This window comes from Atopobium minutum 10063974 (assembly GCF_000364325.1).
In the GTDB taxonomy this organism is placed as follows: domain Bacteria; phylum Actinomycetota; class Coriobacteriia; order Coriobacteriales; family Atopobiaceae; genus Atopobium; species Atopobium minutum.
Genome location: NZ_KB822533.1, coordinates 1,158,409 through 1,176,938 on the forward strand (window position 1 = coordinate 1,158,409; position 18,530 = coordinate 1,176,938).

At 48.1% G+C, this 18,530-nt stretch carries 15 protein-coding genes; 10 read left to right on the top strand and 5 right to left on the bottom strand.

Going from position 1 to position 18,530, the window contains the following annotated elements:
• Positions 1–13: 13 nt before the first annotated feature.
• From HMPREF1091_RS05380 to HMPREF1091_RS05390, 3 genes are all read right to left on the bottom strand, one after another.
• The gene (locus HMPREF1091_RS05380; RefSeq protein ID WP_002563825.1) at positions 14–1,120 is read right to left on the bottom strand and encodes a nucleoid-associated protein; all 1,107 of its coding nucleotides are present in this window, start codon (positions 1,118–1,120) and stop codon (positions 14–16) included.
• Positions 1,121–1,222: 102 nt separating this feature from the next.
• Positions 1,223–1,744 carry a hypothetical protein gene (locus HMPREF1091_RS05385; RefSeq protein ID WP_002563826.1) on the bottom strand — a complete coding sequence of 174 codons (522 nt, stop codon included), beginning with the start codon at positions 1,742–1,744 and terminating at the stop codon, positions 1,223–1,225.
• Positions 1,745–2,475: 731 nt separating this feature from the next.
• Positions 2,476–2,697: a hypothetical protein gene (locus tag HMPREF1091_RS05390; RefSeq protein ID WP_002563828.1), complete on the bottom strand. Its 222-nt coding sequence runs from the start codon at positions 2,695–2,697 to the stop codon at positions 2,476–2,478.
• Between the two features lie 516 nt (positions 2,698–3,213).
• On the opposite strand from HMPREF1091_RS05390, the gene HMPREF1091_RS05395 reads away from it, so the two are divergent.
• The 6 genes from HMPREF1091_RS05395 to pstB all read left to right on the top strand — a co-directional run bounded on the left by HMPREF1091_RS05395 (position 3,214) and on the right by pstB (position 9,618).
• Entirely contained in the window at positions 3,214–3,948 is a 735-nt protein-coding gene (locus HMPREF1091_RS05395; protein WP_002563829.1) for a winged helix-turn-helix domain-containing protein, read from the top strand.
• A 107-nt stretch (positions 3,949–4,055) separates the two neighbouring features.
• Complete coding sequence (locus HMPREF1091_RS05400; RefSeq protein ID WP_002563830.1) at positions 4,056–5,438, top strand: sensor histidine kinase; 1,383 nt, start codon at positions 4,056–4,058, stop codon at positions 5,436–5,438.
• Positions 5,439–5,692: 254 nt separating this feature from the next.
• Positions 5,693–6,562, top strand: coding sequence for a phosphate ABC transporter substrate-binding protein (locus tag HMPREF1091_RS05405; protein ID WP_002563831.1), 870 nt, complete (start codon positions 5,693–5,695; stop codon positions 6,560–6,562).
• 337 nt (positions 6,563–6,899) lie between these two features.
• Entirely contained in the window at positions 6,900–7,769 is an 870-nt protein-coding gene (pstC, locus tag HMPREF1091_RS05410) for a phosphate ABC transporter permease subunit PstC (RefSeq protein WP_002563832.1), read from the top strand.
• 5 nt (positions 7,770–7,774) lie between these two features.
• Positions 7,775–8,626: a phosphate ABC transporter permease PstA gene (gene pstA, locus HMPREF1091_RS05415; RefSeq protein ID WP_002563833.1), complete on the top strand. Its 852-nt coding sequence runs from the start codon at positions 7,775–7,777 to the stop codon at positions 8,624–8,626.
• Between the two features lie 110 nt (positions 8,627–8,736).
• Positions 8,737–9,618: a phosphate ABC transporter ATP-binding protein PstB gene (gene pstB / locus HMPREF1091_RS05420; protein ID WP_002563834.1), complete on the top strand. Its 882-nt coding sequence runs from the start codon at positions 8,737–8,739 to the stop codon at positions 9,616–9,618.
• Positions 9,619–9,850: 232 nt separating this feature from the next.
• On the opposite strand, the gene HMPREF1091_RS05425 is transcribed toward pstB, so the two are convergent.
• Positions 9,851–10,060: a hypothetical protein gene (locus tag HMPREF1091_RS05425; RefSeq protein WP_035424581.1), complete on the bottom strand. Its 210-nt coding sequence runs from the start codon at positions 10,058–10,060 to the stop codon at positions 9,851–9,853.
• Positions 10,061–10,395: 335 nt separating this feature from the next.
• Here HMPREF1091_RS05425 and HMPREF1091_RS08090 point away from each other — a divergent pair, with 335 nt between their 5' ends.
• Positions 10,396–12,669 carry an LTA synthase family protein gene (locus HMPREF1091_RS08090; protein ID WP_002563836.1) on the top strand — a complete coding sequence of 758 codons (2,274 nt, stop codon included), beginning with the start codon at positions 10,396–10,398 and terminating at the stop codon, positions 12,667–12,669.
• A 28-nt stretch (positions 12,670–12,697) separates the two neighbouring features.
• Here the strand turns inward: HMPREF1091_RS08090 and HMPREF1091_RS08095 are convergent, their stop codons facing one another.
• On the bottom strand, positions 12,698–13,897 hold the full coding sequence (locus tag HMPREF1091_RS08095; RefSeq protein ID WP_002563837.1) for an acyltransferase: 1,200 nt from the start codon (positions 13,895–13,897) through the stop codon (positions 12,698–12,700).
• Positions 13,898–14,152: 255 nt separating this feature from the next.
• Here HMPREF1091_RS08095 and HMPREF1091_RS05440 point away from each other — a divergent pair, with 255 nt between their 5' ends.
• From HMPREF1091_RS05440 to HMPREF1091_RS05450, 3 genes are all read left to right on the top strand, one after another.
• Complete coding sequence (locus HMPREF1091_RS05440; RefSeq protein ID WP_002563838.1) at positions 14,153–16,345, top strand: alkaline phosphatase family protein; 2,193 nt, start codon at positions 14,153–14,155, stop codon at positions 16,343–16,345.
• Between the two features lie 35 nt (positions 16,346–16,380).
• Positions 16,381–17,166 carry an LOG family protein gene (locus HMPREF1091_RS05445; RefSeq protein ID WP_002563839.1) on the top strand — a complete coding sequence of 262 codons (786 nt, stop codon included), beginning with the start codon at positions 16,381–16,383 and terminating at the stop codon, positions 17,164–17,166.
• A 279-nt stretch (positions 17,167–17,445) separates the two neighbouring features.
• On the top strand, positions 17,446–17,640 hold the full coding sequence (locus HMPREF1091_RS05450; RefSeq protein WP_002563840.1) for a hypothetical protein: 195 nt from the start codon (positions 17,446–17,448) through the stop codon (positions 17,638–17,640).
• Positions 17,641–18,530 lie beyond the last annotated feature (890 nt).

Below are 18,530 nucleotides of genomic sequence, written 5' to 3' on the forward strand. Positions count from 1 at the left end.
GTTTTTGATACCGTTAGCGATTCTCGATACTCCCGACGTTTTTGATCTCTATGCAAATCTTGCCGTTATCCGTACGCTCAAAGGAAATAAATTCTGATGAGCCGGCATACTCAGAGGGAAACATAATTTCAATCCCTGTATTGGTACGAATGCGATGGTTCTTTGCAAGACGTTTTGCATCTGACTTGGCCACACTTATGCGTTCTGGAAGAGACGTCTGTGTTGCCTCACGCTCATAGTATTCTGCCGCATCTGGACTGGACTGTGCAAAAACAGCCTTGCCAACCTCTGCAGGAGTAACATCACAGGCCGCAGAGGCGCGCTCGATAACATATGACTTTACCTTTGCTGCAGCAACAGCAGATTCCAAGCCGTGTTTTTGCGCCACATCCTCCACTAACTTAGTAACGGTATCTACCACCTCTTTATTGGAGGCAATGGAAGAACACTGCAACAAGAGTTCTGGAATGATGAAGGACTTCTTGCCCATGACAAGGCGCTCAACATCATGAAAATCAATACTCAGGCTATCCGCTTTTACCAACACATAGGTATCAATTTTTTGGGAAGGATTGGGAAGTGTAGAGTCATAACGAACAATATCGTTATACGCTTGGCCATCTCTATTGCGCACATCATGTATAAAGGCTTGTTTGCGCGGTAACAGCAACAGAGCAAGACCGCGCGTTCCTTCGCTATCATAGGCGTCGTCTGGACTGGAAATGGCAGCAGACTCAGTGGACTGAACCGCTTGTTCGCCCTGAACCGCCTGCACACCCGTTTTCATATCTCCGGTATCGACAAAATCAACTACCAGTAAATCACAGGCATCCAGATCCTCACTTTTGCGCAGCGCATCATAAAAGCTGAGGGCAATATCTGCAGAAATATCCAAGAAGCTACGATGCCCAGAAAAATAGCGCTGTAGCTCTTGTTTAAAGTTTGACTCTGGCGCAAACTGACCATGCTTTGACTCGGCATTTGCCAAAATACGACGCACACTACGCGTTACATACGACTTAGTCTGCTTAACCTGAAGATCTATCTCACACTGAGAAATATCACATTCGCCTATTTCCAGCTCAAACCCATGCAAAGCAGCATGCTTAATACGAAGCAAAAGTCCTCCTCAAAACACAGCAAACAACAGTTTTACGCCATCTTACAACCATGTATACAAACCATAAGGCATTCAGAATAGCAAACCAAAGTCACAAACAGCTCAATTACACGTTTTAGTCCTCGATAATAATTTTTCAGTTTGAGAGTTTTTATCTGCAAGTTTATATTGAGCGCCTTCAAGAGAGTAGCAGCTGTTGTTGTTTGTGATGGAAGGATCAGCCGATACCTTCTTTACAGTAGCTTTTCCCTTCATAGGGGCAGGTTCTCCTTCTGCTACAGCATATACAATGATGGTGAGTTGTTTGGAGCTATCCCATGCACCAAGCTTTTTGGCACCGTACTCATAAAGCCACTGTCTCCAGGATTTTCCTTCCTTCATCTCAGACCATCCAGCCCGCTCATAAAGCTCATTGGCAGCATCTGCTTTTCCTGCTCTACCATGTGCATACTTAAGGATGTAACGTGTGCTAGCTGCGGTTAGGCTTCCTTGTTCAAATGAGGGACGATAGCCTACACCAATGACACCAACAATACGAACACGTGTTGCATGAGCATGCTCACGAGCATCAGCTAGCGCAGCTTTAGCTGCTGTGTTATACAGACGCTCATATTTAGCATCCATCTTGCAGCCAGTGTAGTCTTCAAGCCAGCCCTTCCATTGGTGTTTTTAAGGTGGTATACAAAAAACGTATCAGACTCATTGCAATCTTTTCGTTGCTTTTAGGTGTCTGGCACGCTGTTGCGAACTTCTCCGCTTGTATGCTGTTGTTTTAGATGTGCCAGACACACTAACACTTACAAGGCATTTCTGTCTTGTAAGTCTGCACACTTTCTTTCTGTTTATAAGCTGTCTGCTTCAGCTTTTTGGTCGAAGATGGATAGATACTTTTTTTGAATAGATGCTAGATATTAGATGTCTGCTTTTATCACCTACCCCCAGCAACCTTGTTCGGGATGGGTCACAACTTTGGTTTGTGCGGGATGGTGCTTTATTCCCGTGCGAACCTTTCTTACGTCAACCGTGTGAGTTAGGAATACGTCGTCTTCTATAGCTCGTTTTTTACAGTAGTCATACGCTGAGGATTCTGTCGAAAATTCCTTACCATCGCTTGTAATCCACACTGATTTTTCCTCATATTTAGATTCATCCCAGGCTTCTTTCACAACAACCGTCTCGGTCCAAGCGGGTTTATCAACTATCCAACGTTTTTGCTTAGCCGCAGGTCTTGATGTTGTTTGTCCCGCACTCGAACTAGAAGATGAAGAAGATCTTTGTGTTGAACTTGAAGACGACTGTTCTGAGGAGCTGTATTTTGAAGACGTGCCAGCACCACCAGAAGAAGACTCACTAGATCAACCAGGGCTACTATCAGATGAAGCGTTAGACGTGCCTTGCGTGTCAGTTACCCCATCTGCACCAACAGCATTTTGTGCTACCGTGCCAAGTTCAGGGCTCTTATCGGCAGATTTAGATTTTGCTACAAGTAGTGCTGCTACGGACTTAGCTGTGTTAAGACCTGCCTGATGTTGCATGACAGTAATGACAGTAATGCCAGTACCTCCTACAAGTAACAACAGCGCAAGGGCTCCTCCTGCTATGCATTCACACTTATGATTTTAGATTCAGGTATTGAGTTCGAAAGAACTGGCTGTAGATTTTAAGTTGGAGTTGGGATTTGTACTGGAACTGGCATGAGAGCTTTATGTTACATCGGGCTTCTCATCAGACTGAGAATTGGTCTGCATGATAGGCGTTCCTTTCGGATGGAAAGTACTTTTCTGCAAGAAATATACTACACATATTATGCCGTACATCAGACAAAACTAATTATAGAAACCAGCGTGTACTCGGCTTGTTTAAAGATCAACTTTGCATTGAAAATCACTGCTGCTTTTGTGCGCGTGGGAATGTGATCAAATTTGCGGCGTTGCAGGCGCACTTCAGCCTGGCGCCGAAAAGCTATAAAGAAAAATTAAGCATTTCGGACAGACACTCAAGACAGTCTTATAATGAAGCTGTAGCGCGCAGACTAGAATCGCTCAAGGCGCAACGCTAAGGGTGCCCGGGGCTGTGATCACGCAGGATGCACGATGCGTCCGCACAGGTGTGATGCCCGCGGGGTGCTCACACGAAAAGAGGTGATTTCGATTACGATTTACTGCGTGGAAGATGATCCTTCCGTCCGCGACCTCATGGTCTACACCTTAAATCTTTCGGGATACGAAGCACAGGGCTTCTCGAGCGCTGATAGCTTTTGGCCAGTATTGAAGGCCGCCAAGCCCGATCTCATTATTTTGGACGTGATGCTTCCTGGCGAGGATGGCTTGAGCATTTTGAAGCATCTTCGTGCGTCGTCGTCCACCGCCGAGATTCCCGTCATTATGGCCACCGCCAAGGATAGCGAGTACGACACCGTCATTGGCCTAGACTTGGGCGCGGACGATTATCTGTCCAAGCCGTTTGGCATGATGGAAATGATTTCGCGCATTAAGGCGGTGCTGCGTCGCACTACGCAGAATAAGCCCGAACTCATTGCCAATGGCATCATCAGCATTGATGAAGAGAAGCACATCGTGAGTGTCGAGGACAAGCAGGTGCTGCTCACGCTCAAGGAGTATCAGCTACTGCACATTTTGCTAACGCATCCAGGACGCGTCTTTACCCGCGAGACCCTGCTTTCGCGCGTGTGGGGTATGGATTTTGCTGGCGAAACACGCACCGTTGACGTGCACATTGGCACGCTTCGTACCAAGCTTTTGCAGGCGGGAAGCCTGATCAAAACCGTGCGCGGCGTAGGCTACAAAATGCACGCAGCTGACGAATAGCAACCTGACGCACATACGCCTAGCGAGAAGACCGACTGGCAGCGCGCAATTGCGAATAGCCGCTCGACGAGCAGCCACCTGATAACAAACGCGAATGACGGGACCCCATGAATAAGAAGATTTTTAGAACGATTTGGCTCGTGGCGTTGTCAGTATTTTTGGCATCGCTCGCGTTTATCATGACGGTGTCCTATAGCTATCTGTCGTCCGAACAGCTCAAACAACTGCGCATCGAGGCACGCCTTGCCGCACAGGGCGTCGAGCGCCTCGGCAAGGACTATTTCACGAACCTCGATACCAAAGACTATCGCATCACCTGGATATCCGAGTCGGGTGAGGTCCTCTTTGATGACGACGTCAACGCCAGCAACATGCAAAATCACAAAGAGCGCCCCGAGATCCAGCAGGCGCAAAAGTCGGGCTTCGGGCAGGCCATGCGTCACTCATTTACCCTCGATGACCAGCAGTCCTATGTAGCGCTTCGCCTTGCCGATAAGAGCATCATTCGCATGTCCACCACGCAGCTCTCGTTTTTGACCCTGCTTTTGCGCTGGATACAACCCATTCTGTTTGTTGTTATTATCGGCGTGGCCTTAAGCTTTGTGCTAGCGCGGCAACTGTCCAAAAAAATTATGCAACCTCTCAACGAGCTCGATTTTTCGCGCCCAGAGCGCTACTTCGGCAACGAGAATTACAAAGAGGTCGAACCGCTGCTCATGCACATCGCCCAGCAGCAGCAACAGCTCAAGGCCAATCAGGAGCAGATCGAGAAGACCGCCCTTATCCGCCAGGAATTTACTGCCAACGCCTCTCACGAACTCAAAACGCCACTGCACGTCATTTCGGGGTATGCTGAACTGCTCAAAAATAAGATGGTGCCTGACGAGAATATCACGCTATTTGCCGATAAAATCTGCGCCGAGGCTACACGCATGTCCAAGCTCGCCGAAGACATTATTAATTTGAGCAAGCTCGATTCGGGCGGCGCGGAGCTTGTGCACGAACGTTGCGACTTATATCAAATATGCAAAAATGTGCGCGACAGCCTTGAACCCACAGCCACAAAGGCGCAGGTTAGCCTGTACGTACATGGTGACCACACCTTTGTGAGCGGCTCGCCAGGCCTTTTGCACAGCATTGTCTACAATCTGTGTGACAACGCCATTAAGTACAACCGCCCAGGTGGTTCGGTACATTTGTATCTTGATCAGCAAGATGATGCCACGTCAGGCACGCTCACCACCTTGCGCGTGCACGATACGGGCATCGGTATTCCTCCGCAGGATATTGATCGCATTTTTGAACGCTTTTATCGCGTCGACAAAAGCCGCAGCAAACAAGCTGGCGGCACAGGCTTGGGACTTTCGATCGTCAAACACGCCGTGCAGCTGCATAATGGCACAATCCAGGTACAGAGCTTTAACGGAGCTGGCGCTGGTAGCGGCCAGGCCGAAGGCACAACCTTTACGGTTACGTTTCCCGCGCTGTAGCACGCGATGCCGCGGCGGCACGGTACGTTCGGTTGCACCTCCGTCGATCTTCTTGCCTGCACAACACTCCCCCAAACAACACTTCATAACTTTACCTATATTTTACAAAAGCACGGTGCTGCTTCTTACATAGGCTCGATAGCCTAACAGTAAGCAGACGTCGCTTCACGCACGCAAGCCGAACGCCACGCAAACGCCGCACGAGCGACGACCAAAAAGCACGCAATAAACCTACGGTAAAGGAGTGTTTTTACATGAAAGCATGCCGCCTTATTAGAACAACGAGTGCCCTTATTGCAGGCATCGCTGTGACCTGCGCCCTGCTGCTTGTTGGCTGTGGAAAGCCCACCGAGGCCCCTGCGCCCAAAGAGGACGCCCCCAAGGAGCTCTCGGGTGCCGTTGCCACCAATGGCTCGACCTCGATGGAAAAGGTCATCGGCGTTTTATCCGAGCAGTTCATGGCCGACAATCCCAAGGTAAAAATCACCTACGATCCCACTGGTTCTGGCACGGGCATCGAGACCGTCAAGAACAAGACCTGCGACATCGGTCTGGCTTCTCGCGCCCTGAAGGACAACGAGACTGGCCTGACGCAAACGACTGTCGCACTCGATGGCATTGCTATTATCGTCCACAAGGACCTGGGCGTAAAAGATCTTTCTGTCGAGAAGATCGCCGACATTTTCACGGGCAAAATCAAGAACTGGAAGGAAGTCGGCGGCCCTGACCTGGCGATTTCCTGCATTGGCCGCGAGGCTGGCTCGGGCACCCGCGATGGCTTCGAGGATGTCACCAAGACTAAGAAGAAGTGCGTCTTGGAGCAGGAACTCACCTCGACTGGTGCTGTTATCTCGGCCGTTGGTAGCAACAAGCACGCTATTGGTTACGCTTCCCTTTCGGCTGTCGAGAAGCAAGAAGGCATCGCCGTCCTCACCGTTGATGGTGTTGAGTGCAGCGAGAAGACCGTCCTCGATCAGTCCTACAAGATCCAGCGTCCCTTCATGCTGATCACCCGCGAGGACGAGAAACTCAGCCCGCAGGCACAGGCGTTCTTCGACTACGCAACCTCTGCCAAGGTGGACGATCTTATCCGCAAGGCTGGTGCCGTACCTACCAAGCACTAAGGTGCTACCCCTCGGGTGCAAAAGCTGGCGAGAAGATCTCGAAGCTTTAAAGATCATCACACGTGCGACGTTGCATCCCAAACCCGCGCTACATGCGACGTCGCACCCCTCACCTCGTCTCTCGCTGCGCCTCTGGTCGCACCCCTTACGAAATATCTTGCATCTCACTCATGACAACCTGGTAGCTATCAGATGTAGATCACTTGATAGCTACCAGCCTCTTACTAAATCGACCTTTCGCGAGATTCGCAAAGAGCCCCACGCGAGGGCTGCAGGGTTCCACACAAGGAGCTGCACAGAGTCCGCACGAAGGTCCACAAAGAGAACAGCACACACTATGACACTATCCAAATCATCACATGACCCCATCGAACAAGCCTTTCACGTCTTCTTTTTTCTGCTGGGCGTTTGTTCGGTGGGCTGCGTTGTTTGCATAAGCATTTATCTGTTTATTGCAGGCACGCCTGCCATTATGCAACTCGGGTTGCCGACGTTTTTGTTTGGCACCACCTGGGATGCTTCACAAAATCAATTTGGGATCCTTCCCTTTATTCTGACCAGCATCTATGGCACTGCTGGCGCTTTGCTTATTGCGCTGCCGCTGGGGCTTTTTACTGCCGTCTTTTTGGCAAAGGCAGCGCCCGCGTGGCTAGCAGGAGGCATTCGCTACTGTGTCCAACTGCTTGCAGGCATTCCTTCGGTTGTCTACGGCCTTATTGGCATGACGATCATCGTTCCTGCAACACAAAGGATGTTTAAGCTTTCGAGCGGAGCGTGTTTGTTTGCCGCCATTATCGTACTCGCCGTTATGATTTTGCCCTACATCGTCAGCGTAGCCGAAACTGCGCTGCGAGCCGTGCCGCAGGAATACGAAGAAGCCTCTCTTGCGCTGGGCGCTACCAAGGTGGAGACCTGGTTCAAGATAAGCCTCGTCACTGCGCGCAGTGGTGTCGTGGCCGCCATCATCCAGGCAATCGGCCGCGCCATTGGCGAGGCCATGGCCATTGTCATGGTAGCAGGCAACGTTGCGCAAATGCCATCGCTCTTCTCGTCGGTACGGTTTTTAACCACGGCCATCGTCTCGGAGATGTCCTACGCCTCATATGGATCGTTGCAGCATCAGGCGCTCTTCTCGATAGGTCTTGTTCTGTTTTTATTTGTTCTGTTGCTTAATGGGGCCTTGCGCCTTTCGAACGAAAGGGGGTAGATGGCATGAGAGATGGCAAGCGACGTTTTAAAGAATCGCTGTTAAAGATTGGTATTTACGGGTCGGCAGCACTTACCTGCCTGTTGCTGATAACGCTTCTGGGAGTTATTTTTTACAAGGGCTTTGGCGCGATTACGCCCGAGTTTTTGACCTCTCAGACGAGCTACATAGCCGATACGATAGGCATTATGCCCAACATTTTGTACACGTTTTATATCGTGTTTCTTACCATGCTCATCGCGACGCCCATTGGTGTTGGCGCCGCAATCTACCTTACCGAATACGCGAATCGTCCGCGTTTGGTCAGCTTCATTACCTTTTCGGTAGAGACCTTGACGGGTATCCCCTCGATTATCTTTGGTCTTGTTGGCATGCTTTTCTTTACCCAGATTTTGGGGCTCCGCCAGGGCCTTCTTGCCGGTGGTCTTACCTTAGTTATTCTTGTGCTGCCGACCATTATTACCAACACGCGTGAGGCGCTGCTCACTGTACCCGATGCGTATCGTCACGGTGCGCTGGCGTTGGGCAGCGGCAGGTGGCACATGATTCGCACGATCATCTTGCCGCAAGCGCTCAATGGTATTTTGCCGGGTTGTATTTTGGGAACGGGACGTATTGTGGGCGAGTCGGCGGCGCTGCTGTTTACCGCAGGCTTTGGTCTGAAGCTACTCTCGTTTGGAGAGGCGCTGCAGTCCTCGGCGGCGACCCTGACCGTGGCGTTGTACATTTACGCCAACGAGCAGGGCAAATTCGAGGTTGCCTTTGGTATCGCAGCCGTACTGCTGCTCATCACCCTGACGCTCAATGTGATCGCGTCCGTCTTTACCAACCGCCTCAAGAGAAAGAGTTCACAATGACAAGCGTTTTACAAACCGCACCCACCGTCGCACCTGCACCGACAGTGGCGCCCGCCCCCAGTGCCGTGCGCACACTCACGCAAACCATTACGTCACGAGGATTACAAACCATGCCCCACACACTTGCTCAATCTGCACTACAAACGGCGGTCAACACCTTAGACACGGCTGCCTCAGAAGCTGCCGAGGCCGCCACCGCCACGACTGACGCTGCGCATGTCACCGCACAGACCAGTGCGCAAACCATCGTCGAGACCAAGAACTTATCGCTGTGGTACAACGATTTTCAAGCGCTGTACGACGTCAACATGCAGATAAAAGAGCATGAGATCACCGCCCTTATCGGCCCGTCGGGCTGCGGAAAATCCACCTACTTAAAGACGCTCAATCGCATGAACGACCTTGTGCTGGGATGCAAAATCGCGGGCTCGGTGCTGATTGGTGGGCACAACATTTATGCCGACAGCATCGACGTCACCGAGCTGCGCACGCGCGTGGGCATGGTGTTCCAGAAGCCAAACCCCTTCCCCATGAGCTTGTACGACAACATCGCGTATGGGCCGCGTCTGCATGGCACCAAAAAGCGCAGCGAACTCGACGAAATTGTCGAAACCGCCCTGCGTCAGGCCGCCATTTGGGATGAAGTGAAGGACGATCTGAAGAAGTCTGCGCTGGGACTTTCGGGAGGTCAGCAGCAGCGCTTGTGCATTGCGCGCGCCCTTGCCGTAAAGCCCGAGATCCTGCTGATGGACGAACCCACGAGCGCCCTCGACCCCATCTCGACCGCAAAAATCGAGGAGCTCGCGCTTGAGCTCAAGGAGCACTACTCCATCGTAATCGTGACGCACAACATGCAGCAGGCGAAGCGCATCTCGGATGCGACCGCATTTTTCCTGCTTGGCAAGCTCATCGAGTGCAACAATACCGAGAAGCTCTTCTCGGATCCCAGCGATTCGCGCACCTTTGATTACATCACGGGCCGCTTCGGTTAAGCTCGCGGGGCGCGTGCAGGGAATGTCTTCGAGAAACACGACACCACTTCAGTAACACTCGCTCTTCTCGTCAAGCGCTCTGCTCTTCTCGTCAAGCACGTCGCCCTCCTCAGTTAAGTGCTCCGCTCTTTTGAAAAACCGCTACAATAGCTTCGAGCTTTGGCGAAGGCTGTATTGGCTTGCCAGGCTTGAAGCTTTTTGGGTCTGCTGCTCACCAGCGAAAACGAACCTGTCATGTTTTGCAACCACCTCTTCCCCCGATCCAGGCGCGACCTGCGATAATGTCGTGTGGTTTGACGATGCCGATAACCCCGTCGAGCTCGTAGCCAAGCAAGCGTTTGCTTTTTCTCATCTTTTTGAAGGTCGACTTTGCGCGCTTGATAGCCGTCACGGTGGATTTGTACTTATAGACGGGGTTATAAGTTTGGTTGAAACTTTGCACAACCGTTCTTTTTAGGGACGGTTTTTGCATGAGTATCTGAGTATTTTTAAGATGCGCAGGATCTAATATTTGAGGTTTTAAAGGCGAAGGTATGTATGCTTGAGTCTTGTTCAAGCCCTCTGGGGTAATGCCTAAACCGGCATTTACAAAGCTAGATGACGTAGTTACGGAGTTGAGTTTTATTCGTGGCGCACCTCTCGGTCGGTGCGACACTCATTTTTCTACTTCACAAAAATTTTTCAGAGTATGCCCACTCAGGTCATGTGATAAAAACATAAATGGCTATACTAAACATGCTTCATCCTTAAGATTACTTTTATTTGGAGTTGAAAAAGATGACAGATTTGACCATGCTTTCCTCTCAATGGTCAATACTTCCTTGTGTACTTTCTCTTGTGCTTCTTTTGCTTGCTGGTCTTATATGCTGGCAACGCAAGGGGATACATAAACCTCTTTATCTGGGAACCTTTGCCTGGCTTGTTCCCATCATTGGAACGTATGTAGCAATGGCTGTCATGTTTGTACTTCACCTAGTCTCAGCACCTGAAGAAACGGTCAAGCTCAGTTGTCTTATACTATTCTTAGCAGGCCTTATCGTGGTGTTTCGCGCACCGTTGCGTGAGTTTGCACGCATCGGTATTCAAAAGCTTGCACTCAGCCCTTCTCGGTTAAAACAGCGGCTTGCTTCTTTCTTAGTAGGCCTTCGAACTGCAGTGCTTATTATTTGCATAGCTGCACTCTCTTGCCTTTCTCTAGAATATGCCCAAAATCCAAAGATTTTTGAGACAGTACAGCTGCCCTTTGTATTTGCAAGCATTGCACTTACCGTGCTGTTTCTTACCACGCTCTATTTTATTGCCCAACGTCATGGCGCTCTGATGCCCCTGCTGAGCTTTGTCTTCTTTGGCTTTGGCCTTGGCTGCTATTTCCTTTTGCGCTTTAAATCCACTGTTATCATTCCATCGGATTTCCTCGCCTTAGAAACAGCCGCTTCTGTAGCAAACGGCTTTGTGTATTACATCACCGAAGAAGCATTCTGGGCCGCCGTATACATGGTAGGTGCCTTTGCTCTGTCATCGCTGCTGTATCCGCTGCCCTTATCGGCCGCGGCACAAGCACCACAGGATGCAAACCACAAAGACACCGCTGATGTCGAGAAACCCCTTCTCCCGAAACATATGGCGTCAGAGCAAGTACAAGCCAAGCATTTTCATATTCCACAGCTAGGCACTGTGTGGAAAAATACTCTTATTGGTGCAACTCTTCTCGTTAGCTGCATAGCTATCACCACTATTCCGGTCTACAGGGATTTAGGTGTAAAAACTATCTATTGGTCAACCTGGATTACTTATGAATCTCAAGGCTCTCTTTTGACCTTTATCTCGGAGTGTCAAGATCTGCAGATTAAAAAGCCAGCGGGCTATACCAGTGAGGATGCAAAGAATCTCATCGACTCGTATGCTCAGAAGTATGATGCATCCAGGGGCTCTTCAGAGAAACACATGGCTGCAGTGGCACAGTTTAACGAGAAGAAGCCTACGGTTATTGCCGTAATGAACGAGGCCTATTCCAACCTTGCCATTTTTGACGGCATGCACTCAGGATACACGGGTGAGAATTTTGTTACCAACGGTATGTCTGATGCTTTGCAATCCGGGAACCTGCTTGTTTCCACCTATGGTGGTGGCACATCTAATACAGAGTTTGAATTTTTAACCGGTGAGTCCTGTTACTTTATTGGTGAAGGCAATGGATATTCACTCTATGACTTTAGTAAGGTCGATTCCCTTCCCCATATCTTTAACGCGCTGGGCTACACCTCTACTGCTATTCATGCGTACAATCCAAACAACTGGAACCGCAAAAATGCTTACCGAACCCTTGGCTTTAAATCGTTTATCTCTGGTGATTCATTTGTTGATGTAGATACCTGGCGAGGATGGCCTTCTGACAAAGCAACATATCAAAAGGTACTCGAGCTGCTTACTACTAATCCAAATCCGCAGTTCATTTTGAATGTAACCCTTGCTAATCACTCAGGCTATTCTCAACACTTGGTTGATGATTCTTACCGTCCCGGCTACACGCCTGATTTTGGCGATGACACTCTCACCGACGAGCTCAATGAATATCTGGGCTCTATGAAACGCACCGACGAGGATCTCCAGTGGTTTGTAGGGCAGCTCAAACAGCTTAATAGACCTATTGTACTGGTCTTTTTTGGTGATCATCAGCCTTCATTTACCAAAGAATACAATGATGCTTGGTTTACCGATGAGACACAGGCTGCCCATATAGCACGTCAATATCAGACGCACTATATCATGTGGGCTAACTATGATGTTGCCGGCAATGAACAGAACAACGATAAGAGATTTACCGCTGCATCCAGTCTTGCAAGCCACCTGCTTGATGCTATTGGCGCTCCTCTCACAGACTTTCAGAAGGCGCAGATTGCTTTAGGCGAGGAGCTGCCCGGTATTGGCCATTACACCACTCTGAGTGCGGATGGCAACTGGTACTTCCCCGACGATAAGAACGCTCCCAGCTATACTCTGCAGACAGAACTACAAAAAATGAGCTACCACAACTTTGCAGAACGCGTCTAAAGTCGCCATCCAACAGCACCTTTAAGCGTTACTTGCTCCGCACAGCCTTGCGCACAAAGCGAGCAATAGTTTGGTAAAGCAACACAAGAAGCCCGACCACAACAAAAATCAAAAGGCCCTTGATAAAAGGATGCATACTCAAGAGTTGAGATGCGCGAGGATGCGTCCCCAACTGTACGCCCAGCCAATTAATAGCTGGATAATGGAACAGATAAATACCAAAGGTTAGTACAGCAATGCGATTAAGTATGGTTTGCATCCCTGCAGGAAGTTTTTGAAGCAGTGGCTCTGAACAGCGAACTGCATGGAACAGTGCACACGCCTGAATAACGGTCAGGATATTGTTGGGACTGGTCCAGAAATTATCGGTAGGCTTATCGGGAAAATATAAGCCAGCAGAGAAGGACGTAGCAGAGTTGGCAATACGCGCCAGACAGTACATTGCCGTCAAAGAAGCCACCAAGGACACAACGGCGATGATTGCACTCTTTTTAGACGGTTTGATATAGGTTGCTACAAAATAGCCCAACACATAATAAAACGCCCAGTTATCCGTAAAGAAAGGCCAGGCAAACAGCTGTGTAATGCCTGTAAAGTCATGAAACCAATTAACGGTAGGTAGCACAAATCCCAGTACACAAGAAACAAGAAGAAAGAGCTTGAGGATCTTCTCGTCTTCTACAATAAGGGCAAGCAGCGGCGTTAATACATAGAGGTACACGAGGGAATACAAGAACCAATAGACGTCACAAATCTGATTGGTGCAAAAACGTCGAATAAAATCCTGAACGCCTAGGCTGTTGGCCAACTGTTGTGCGCCATAAAAATGATCTGGCAACAGACCGTATGCAAGGTATACAAGAATGCTTGAAATAATCAGCGGCACCACAACACGCTTAACACGTTTACATAGAAATTGTTCTGTTGAATACTTTTTACGATACCCCAGCAGATTTGCTCCACTCAGCATGAAGAATACTGGTACAGAAAACTTACCCATTACCTGCCAAAACAGGGACACATACCAAACTTGATCGCGCACAGGCGAGAAATATACAAGCGTGACATGCAGCATAACCACTGCAAAACATGACAAGATATTCAATACGGAATATGACAGTAGTCTTGTATGAGCAGAGGCGATAGAAGCTGCAGAAGCGGTAGCGATCATCGAAGCCGTCGATTTTGGCTGCTGGGCTATGACAGACTGGTTATTCTCTTCAGACACAGGTACTCCTTATGAGGTCGCCGCCTTTATGGGGATGCCAATTTTTATACCTTTGCCAATACTGCGAGATTGGCACTTTTCTTTCCTAGTATACGTAGTTTTTAATTTCTGTAGCACCACAACAAGACAGAAAGCAACAAATGGTTGCTGTTCAATCTTACTTCTGATGCAAGAAGTTGAACAAATCAAAGAGGTAGTAATAAAATGTGTACGATAAAACCTATATCTGTTATCCGACTGATTTGAGACTTCTTCATGAATTCTGTGTATATGCTGTTTGCTAACATGGCAAACCTTATCTCTACCCTGCCGCTCATTCCCATAGCTTTTGTCGTAGCACTGCTTATTGTCAACAACATAGCTAAGCTGGATAAAGGTGCCAAGAAACACCTTCCTATAGCAGTACAAATCCTTACCGCCAATGCATACAGCTGTGCCTTTGGTTGCGCAGGCTTTGCCGTCTTTTTTGGTTTAGGGTGGACATCACTTTGGATAACGCTACTTAGTGCAGCCGTTCTGTTTGGCATAAGTTTTGTTGCAGGCAAGCGTGAAGCGTATAGCGCCCACATTGCACATGCTTTGAACTGCCTACCATATCGTGCACAGATTGTCCTTGTGGATGTTGTTTCCATAGCCTTTCAGCTTGTATCGGCATTTTACGCTTTAGAAGCACCCTATAACGAAGGACTCGTATTCGTTGAGCCACCCTTTTTGTTTATGGATTTAGGGCTTATGCTTTTGGCAATAGTAAGCATTTATTACCTCAGTCATCGTAATGCCATTGCAAATAGCGTACTGCAAGGGTTTTTCTTTGTATGGGGCCTTGCTCAATACTACCTATGGCAGTTTAAAAATACCGCCATCATGCCCGCCGACCTCTTTGCTTTAGGTACGGCCGCTGCTGTTTCTGGCAATTATTCTTATGCCTGGAAAGACAGTGTTTTAGCTGGTCTGATAGCTTTTTGCTTTGGCATGCTTGTAATTTCCTATCTGGGTATCCTACGCCACAAACTTCAGGCACAAGGACAGGTCAAAATCGCCAAACGCATACGGTATACGTCTGTTGGCATGACCACATTGATCGGCCTTGTAAGTGCGACTGTGTTGGGAAGTATGCTTGTTTTTCCCAACTATAACCAGATAGGTGCCGGCATTAACTATTTCTGGCCGCTGTATGTCTTTCGTCAGCATGGCGCGGTGCTGAGCTTTACTGCAGGTGTACAAGATTTGATCATCAAGAAACCAGCTGGATATAGCGATAAAAGCGCGCAAGAACTGCTCGATTCCTACGTGGCACAGTACAATACCACACTCGACAACACCTCAGGGCGCCAAGCTGCGGTAGCGCAGTACAACGCCCAAAAACCTAACATCATTGTTGTCATGGATGAAACCTTTGCAGACCTCTCCGACTTTGACAACATGCATGACAACTATACCGGTCCCGAGTTCTTTACTACCGGCATGAAAGACGCACTGGGAGCGGGTAAGCTTGCAGTATCTGTTTTAGGTGGTGGCACCGCAAACTCTGAGTTTGAATTCTTAACCGGCAATAGCATGGCCTACCTCGGTCTTGGCAAGTACCCCTATGCCATCTACCGCTTTTCTCGCTATGAATCCCTGCCTTCGCTCCTTAAAAAGCAGGGCTATGATAGCACTGCTATACATCCCAATCTGGCCGGTAATTGGAATCGCGATAAAACCTATGAGGACATGAAGTTTGACCGGTTCTACAGCATTGATGATTTCCCTAATGCGCCCGTATTCCATAACGGCGTTACGGACAAGGCTACCTTTGACAAGTGCCTCGACCTTATCAAAAACTCTGACAAGCCGCAGTTTATTTTTAATGTAACCATGCAAAATCACTCGGACTATAGTAAAAATAATATCCCTGCAGATCGTCTAACCAAGATACATCCTTCTGATCTATCTTCTCCAGAGCAAGATGGCATCCTCAATGAATATCTCAGCTGTATTAAAGCTTCCGACGAAGATCTCAAATACTTAGTATCACAACTCAAAGAGCTCAAGAAACCTACTGTTTTAGTTTATTTTGGTGACCATCAGCCCAACTTTACACCCACCTACAACGATGCCTGGTTTAGCGGTGAGTCCGATCTTATTCACAATCAGCGCCTATATCACACTTCATATGTGATGTGGGCAAACTATACGGTAGCTGGTGCAGCACAGAACACGCGCGCTGAATACAGCAGTGCCAATTTCCTAGCCGTACAAATGCTGTACACCATTGGCGCCCCTCTTACTGACTATCAGAAAGCTCAACTGGCTATACGTATACAAATGCCCGCCATCAATGCTTTTGGACTTTTAGACACTGCAGGCAACTGGCATAGCCTCACCCAGCAGGATGATTCTATGCATACTCTCTCGGAGGACTTCCGAACACTAACATACTACGAGTTTGCAACTAAACTTTCCTAGGTTCGTACCTTCATACATAAACAAGGAGACAACTCATGACTTCTCATAACAACACAAGCCCTCTGGGCCCTAGCTATCACCGTGGACCCGTTACCCTTCGCGGAAAAATGATCCCGCAAAGCACTTCCACCCAGCATTTTTTGTCGCCCGACTACAACGCAGACTGGATTCATGATGATCCCTGGCGCGTGCTGCGTATTCAAGCTGAGTTTGTAGACGGCTTTGGCGCTCTGGCAGAGCTTGGCCCTGCAATCTCTGTGTTTGGTTCTGCGCGCACCACTCCGGATAACCCGTACTATCAGGCTGCACAGACGATGGGTGAGCTTATTGCACAAAAGGGCTATGCGCTCATTACGGGAGGCGGCCCTGGCATCATGGAGGCAGCTAATCGTGGTGCTACAGAGGCTGGCGGAGTATCGGTGGGACTTGGTATTGAGCTTCCCCACGAACAAGGCATCAATGATTGGGTTAACCTTGGCATGAGCTTTCGTTACTTTTTTGTGCGTAAAACGATGTTTATGAAGTATTCTGCGGGCGCCATCATCTGCCCAGGCGGCTTTGGGACGCTGGATGAAACGTTTGAGCTCCTTACCCTCGTGCAAACACATAAAACACCTTCTATGCCCATCGTAATGTTTGGCACAGACTACTGGTCTGGCCTGTTTGATTGGATTAAAACATCCATGCTTGCCGAGGGCGCTATCTCTCAGTTTGACACATCACTCATTACGTTTACCGATAATCCCCAAGAGGCTGTAGACTGCGCATGCCCTGATCATCTCTTGTCTTCTATCGAGAAAAACAGACCTGAAGCACACTAAGCATTTTGAGAAAGTACTTCCAGATGGTCAGTAATCCTCGAAGAAACAAATGTGTTTTGTGCTATCCACAAATACATACGATAATCGATCTTTTATTGTATATTCAGCTATCCCCAATCACAGAAAAATGGTTGGGGATTTTCTTTCTTTTTTGGTCTTTTATGGCGATTACCTGCAAATACGCTTACCAAAAAATGTCTTGCACAATTGTTTCAAACATGTTACAAAACAATTGTAATGAATAACGCGTCCGGTTTTTGAATAAGGAAGGAGTATTGTATGGGACCAATTTTTTCCTTTTTGCCCTTGCCTCTCATGATTGCAGCGCTCGTCCTCTGTGAAGTTGTTTTTCTCGCCAGCATTTTGGGTATTTGCAGTCTAATTAGAAAAGCTATCGATAAGATCACAGGCACACCTACGGGTCATTACAACTCTATGACCTATCCCAGTGAGATGGAGTTCCGCTGCCTCTAAGGCACCAGCTGGTCGTGTTAATCAGCCAAACACGTCGGCTTGCTACAATGGTGTTGGGGCTAGAGACCTGCTTTGCATCTATACAAGGCAGGTCTTATTCTTTCACAAAGCATGCACCAATCTTCTGAGGGCCTGCTATCAGTGATGAGGTAAGAAATCTGTTGTAAATCGATAAGGTGCAAAAAGCTGTCCGTAGAAATAAGGTAAAAAGTTTTACATCAATACATAAAAGGTCCACACATAAGCATGGGGGCGCTGTCACGTAGGTTAGAGACTACTTATCTAAAAGAAACTTCTTTACCAATAAGATTATACGAACCCTTTATGGCTCATATGTCTAAATGCCCGCCAGAAATATATACCATTTCAAGCAAATCATCATCAATCGCCATATTATACTAACCAACGCTTGGTGCATTTTTTGCAAGCTTTATAACTGTTATAGGCTCACTACCAGCAGATAAGACCCATGAATCAACTATTTTAACTTTATCCATTAGTCTCATCTCCCTTTTAGTAAATCATTAAGTTACCCCCAATAATAGCTGAGGTTCTTCTTGGCAAATTCTATCTCATTTTTGGTATTTGATACTAATTTGTTGCACCTAAAAGATACTTTTGTGCATCAATTTCTCTACGCAATATCATCTCTCCAAATGACAAATTCTCATAGTCCCCTAGAAAAGCCTGTTTGAAGTGGTATATCTCTTCAAACATCTCAGAAGTAGTAGCATTCTCACGAAGAAAAAAATGTATCACCAATACTTGAAGCACCTGCACCCATTTTGTCGAGATGCTGCACCACATCACCACTTGGAACTTAAGGCTGTTTTGTCCTTACCGTGCCACTATGTTACAGAATTGAGCTATGTATCTACTTAACTATTACA

Coding starts and splice junctions, on each gene's coding strand:
- HMPREF1091_RS05385 (WP_002563826.1), bottom strand. CDS start 1,744: ATGGATGCTAAATATGAGCGTCTGTATAACACAGCAGCTAAAGCTGCG.
- HMPREF1091_RS05395 (WP_002563829.1), top strand. CDS start 3,214: ATGCGTCCGCACAGGTGTGATGCCCGCGGGGTGCTCACACGAAAAGAG.
- HMPREF1091_RS05400 (WP_002563830.1), top strand. CDS start 4,056: ATGAATAAGAAGATTTTTAGAACGATTTGGCTCGTGGCGTTGTCAGTA.
- HMPREF1091_RS05405 (WP_002563831.1), top strand. CDS start 5,693: ATGAAAGCATGCCGCCTTATTAGAACAACGAGTGCCCTTATTGCAGGC.
- pstC (WP_002563832.1), top strand. CDS start 6,900: ATGACACTATCCAAATCATCACATGACCCCATCGAACAAGCCTTTCAC.
- pstA (WP_002563833.1), top strand. CDS start 7,775: ATGAGAGATGGCAAGCGACGTTTTAAAGAATCGCTGTTAAAGATTGGT.
- pstB (WP_002563834.1), top strand. CDS start 8,737: ATGCCCCACACACTTGCTCAATCTGCACTACAAACGGCGGTCAACACC.
- HMPREF1091_RS08090 (WP_002563836.1), top strand. CDS start 10,396: ATGACAGATTTGACCATGCTTTCCTCTCAATGGTCAATACTTCCTTGT.
- HMPREF1091_RS05440 (WP_002563838.1), top strand. CDS start 14,153: ATGAATTCTGTGTATATGCTGTTTGCTAACATGGCAAACCTTATCTCT.
- HMPREF1091_RS05445 (WP_002563839.1), top strand. CDS start 16,381: ATGACTTCTCATAACAACACAAGCCCTCTGGGCCCTAGCTATCACCGT.
- HMPREF1091_RS05450 (WP_002563840.1), top strand. CDS start 17,446: ATGGGACCAATTTTTTCCTTTTTGCCCTTGCCTCTCATGATTGCAGCG.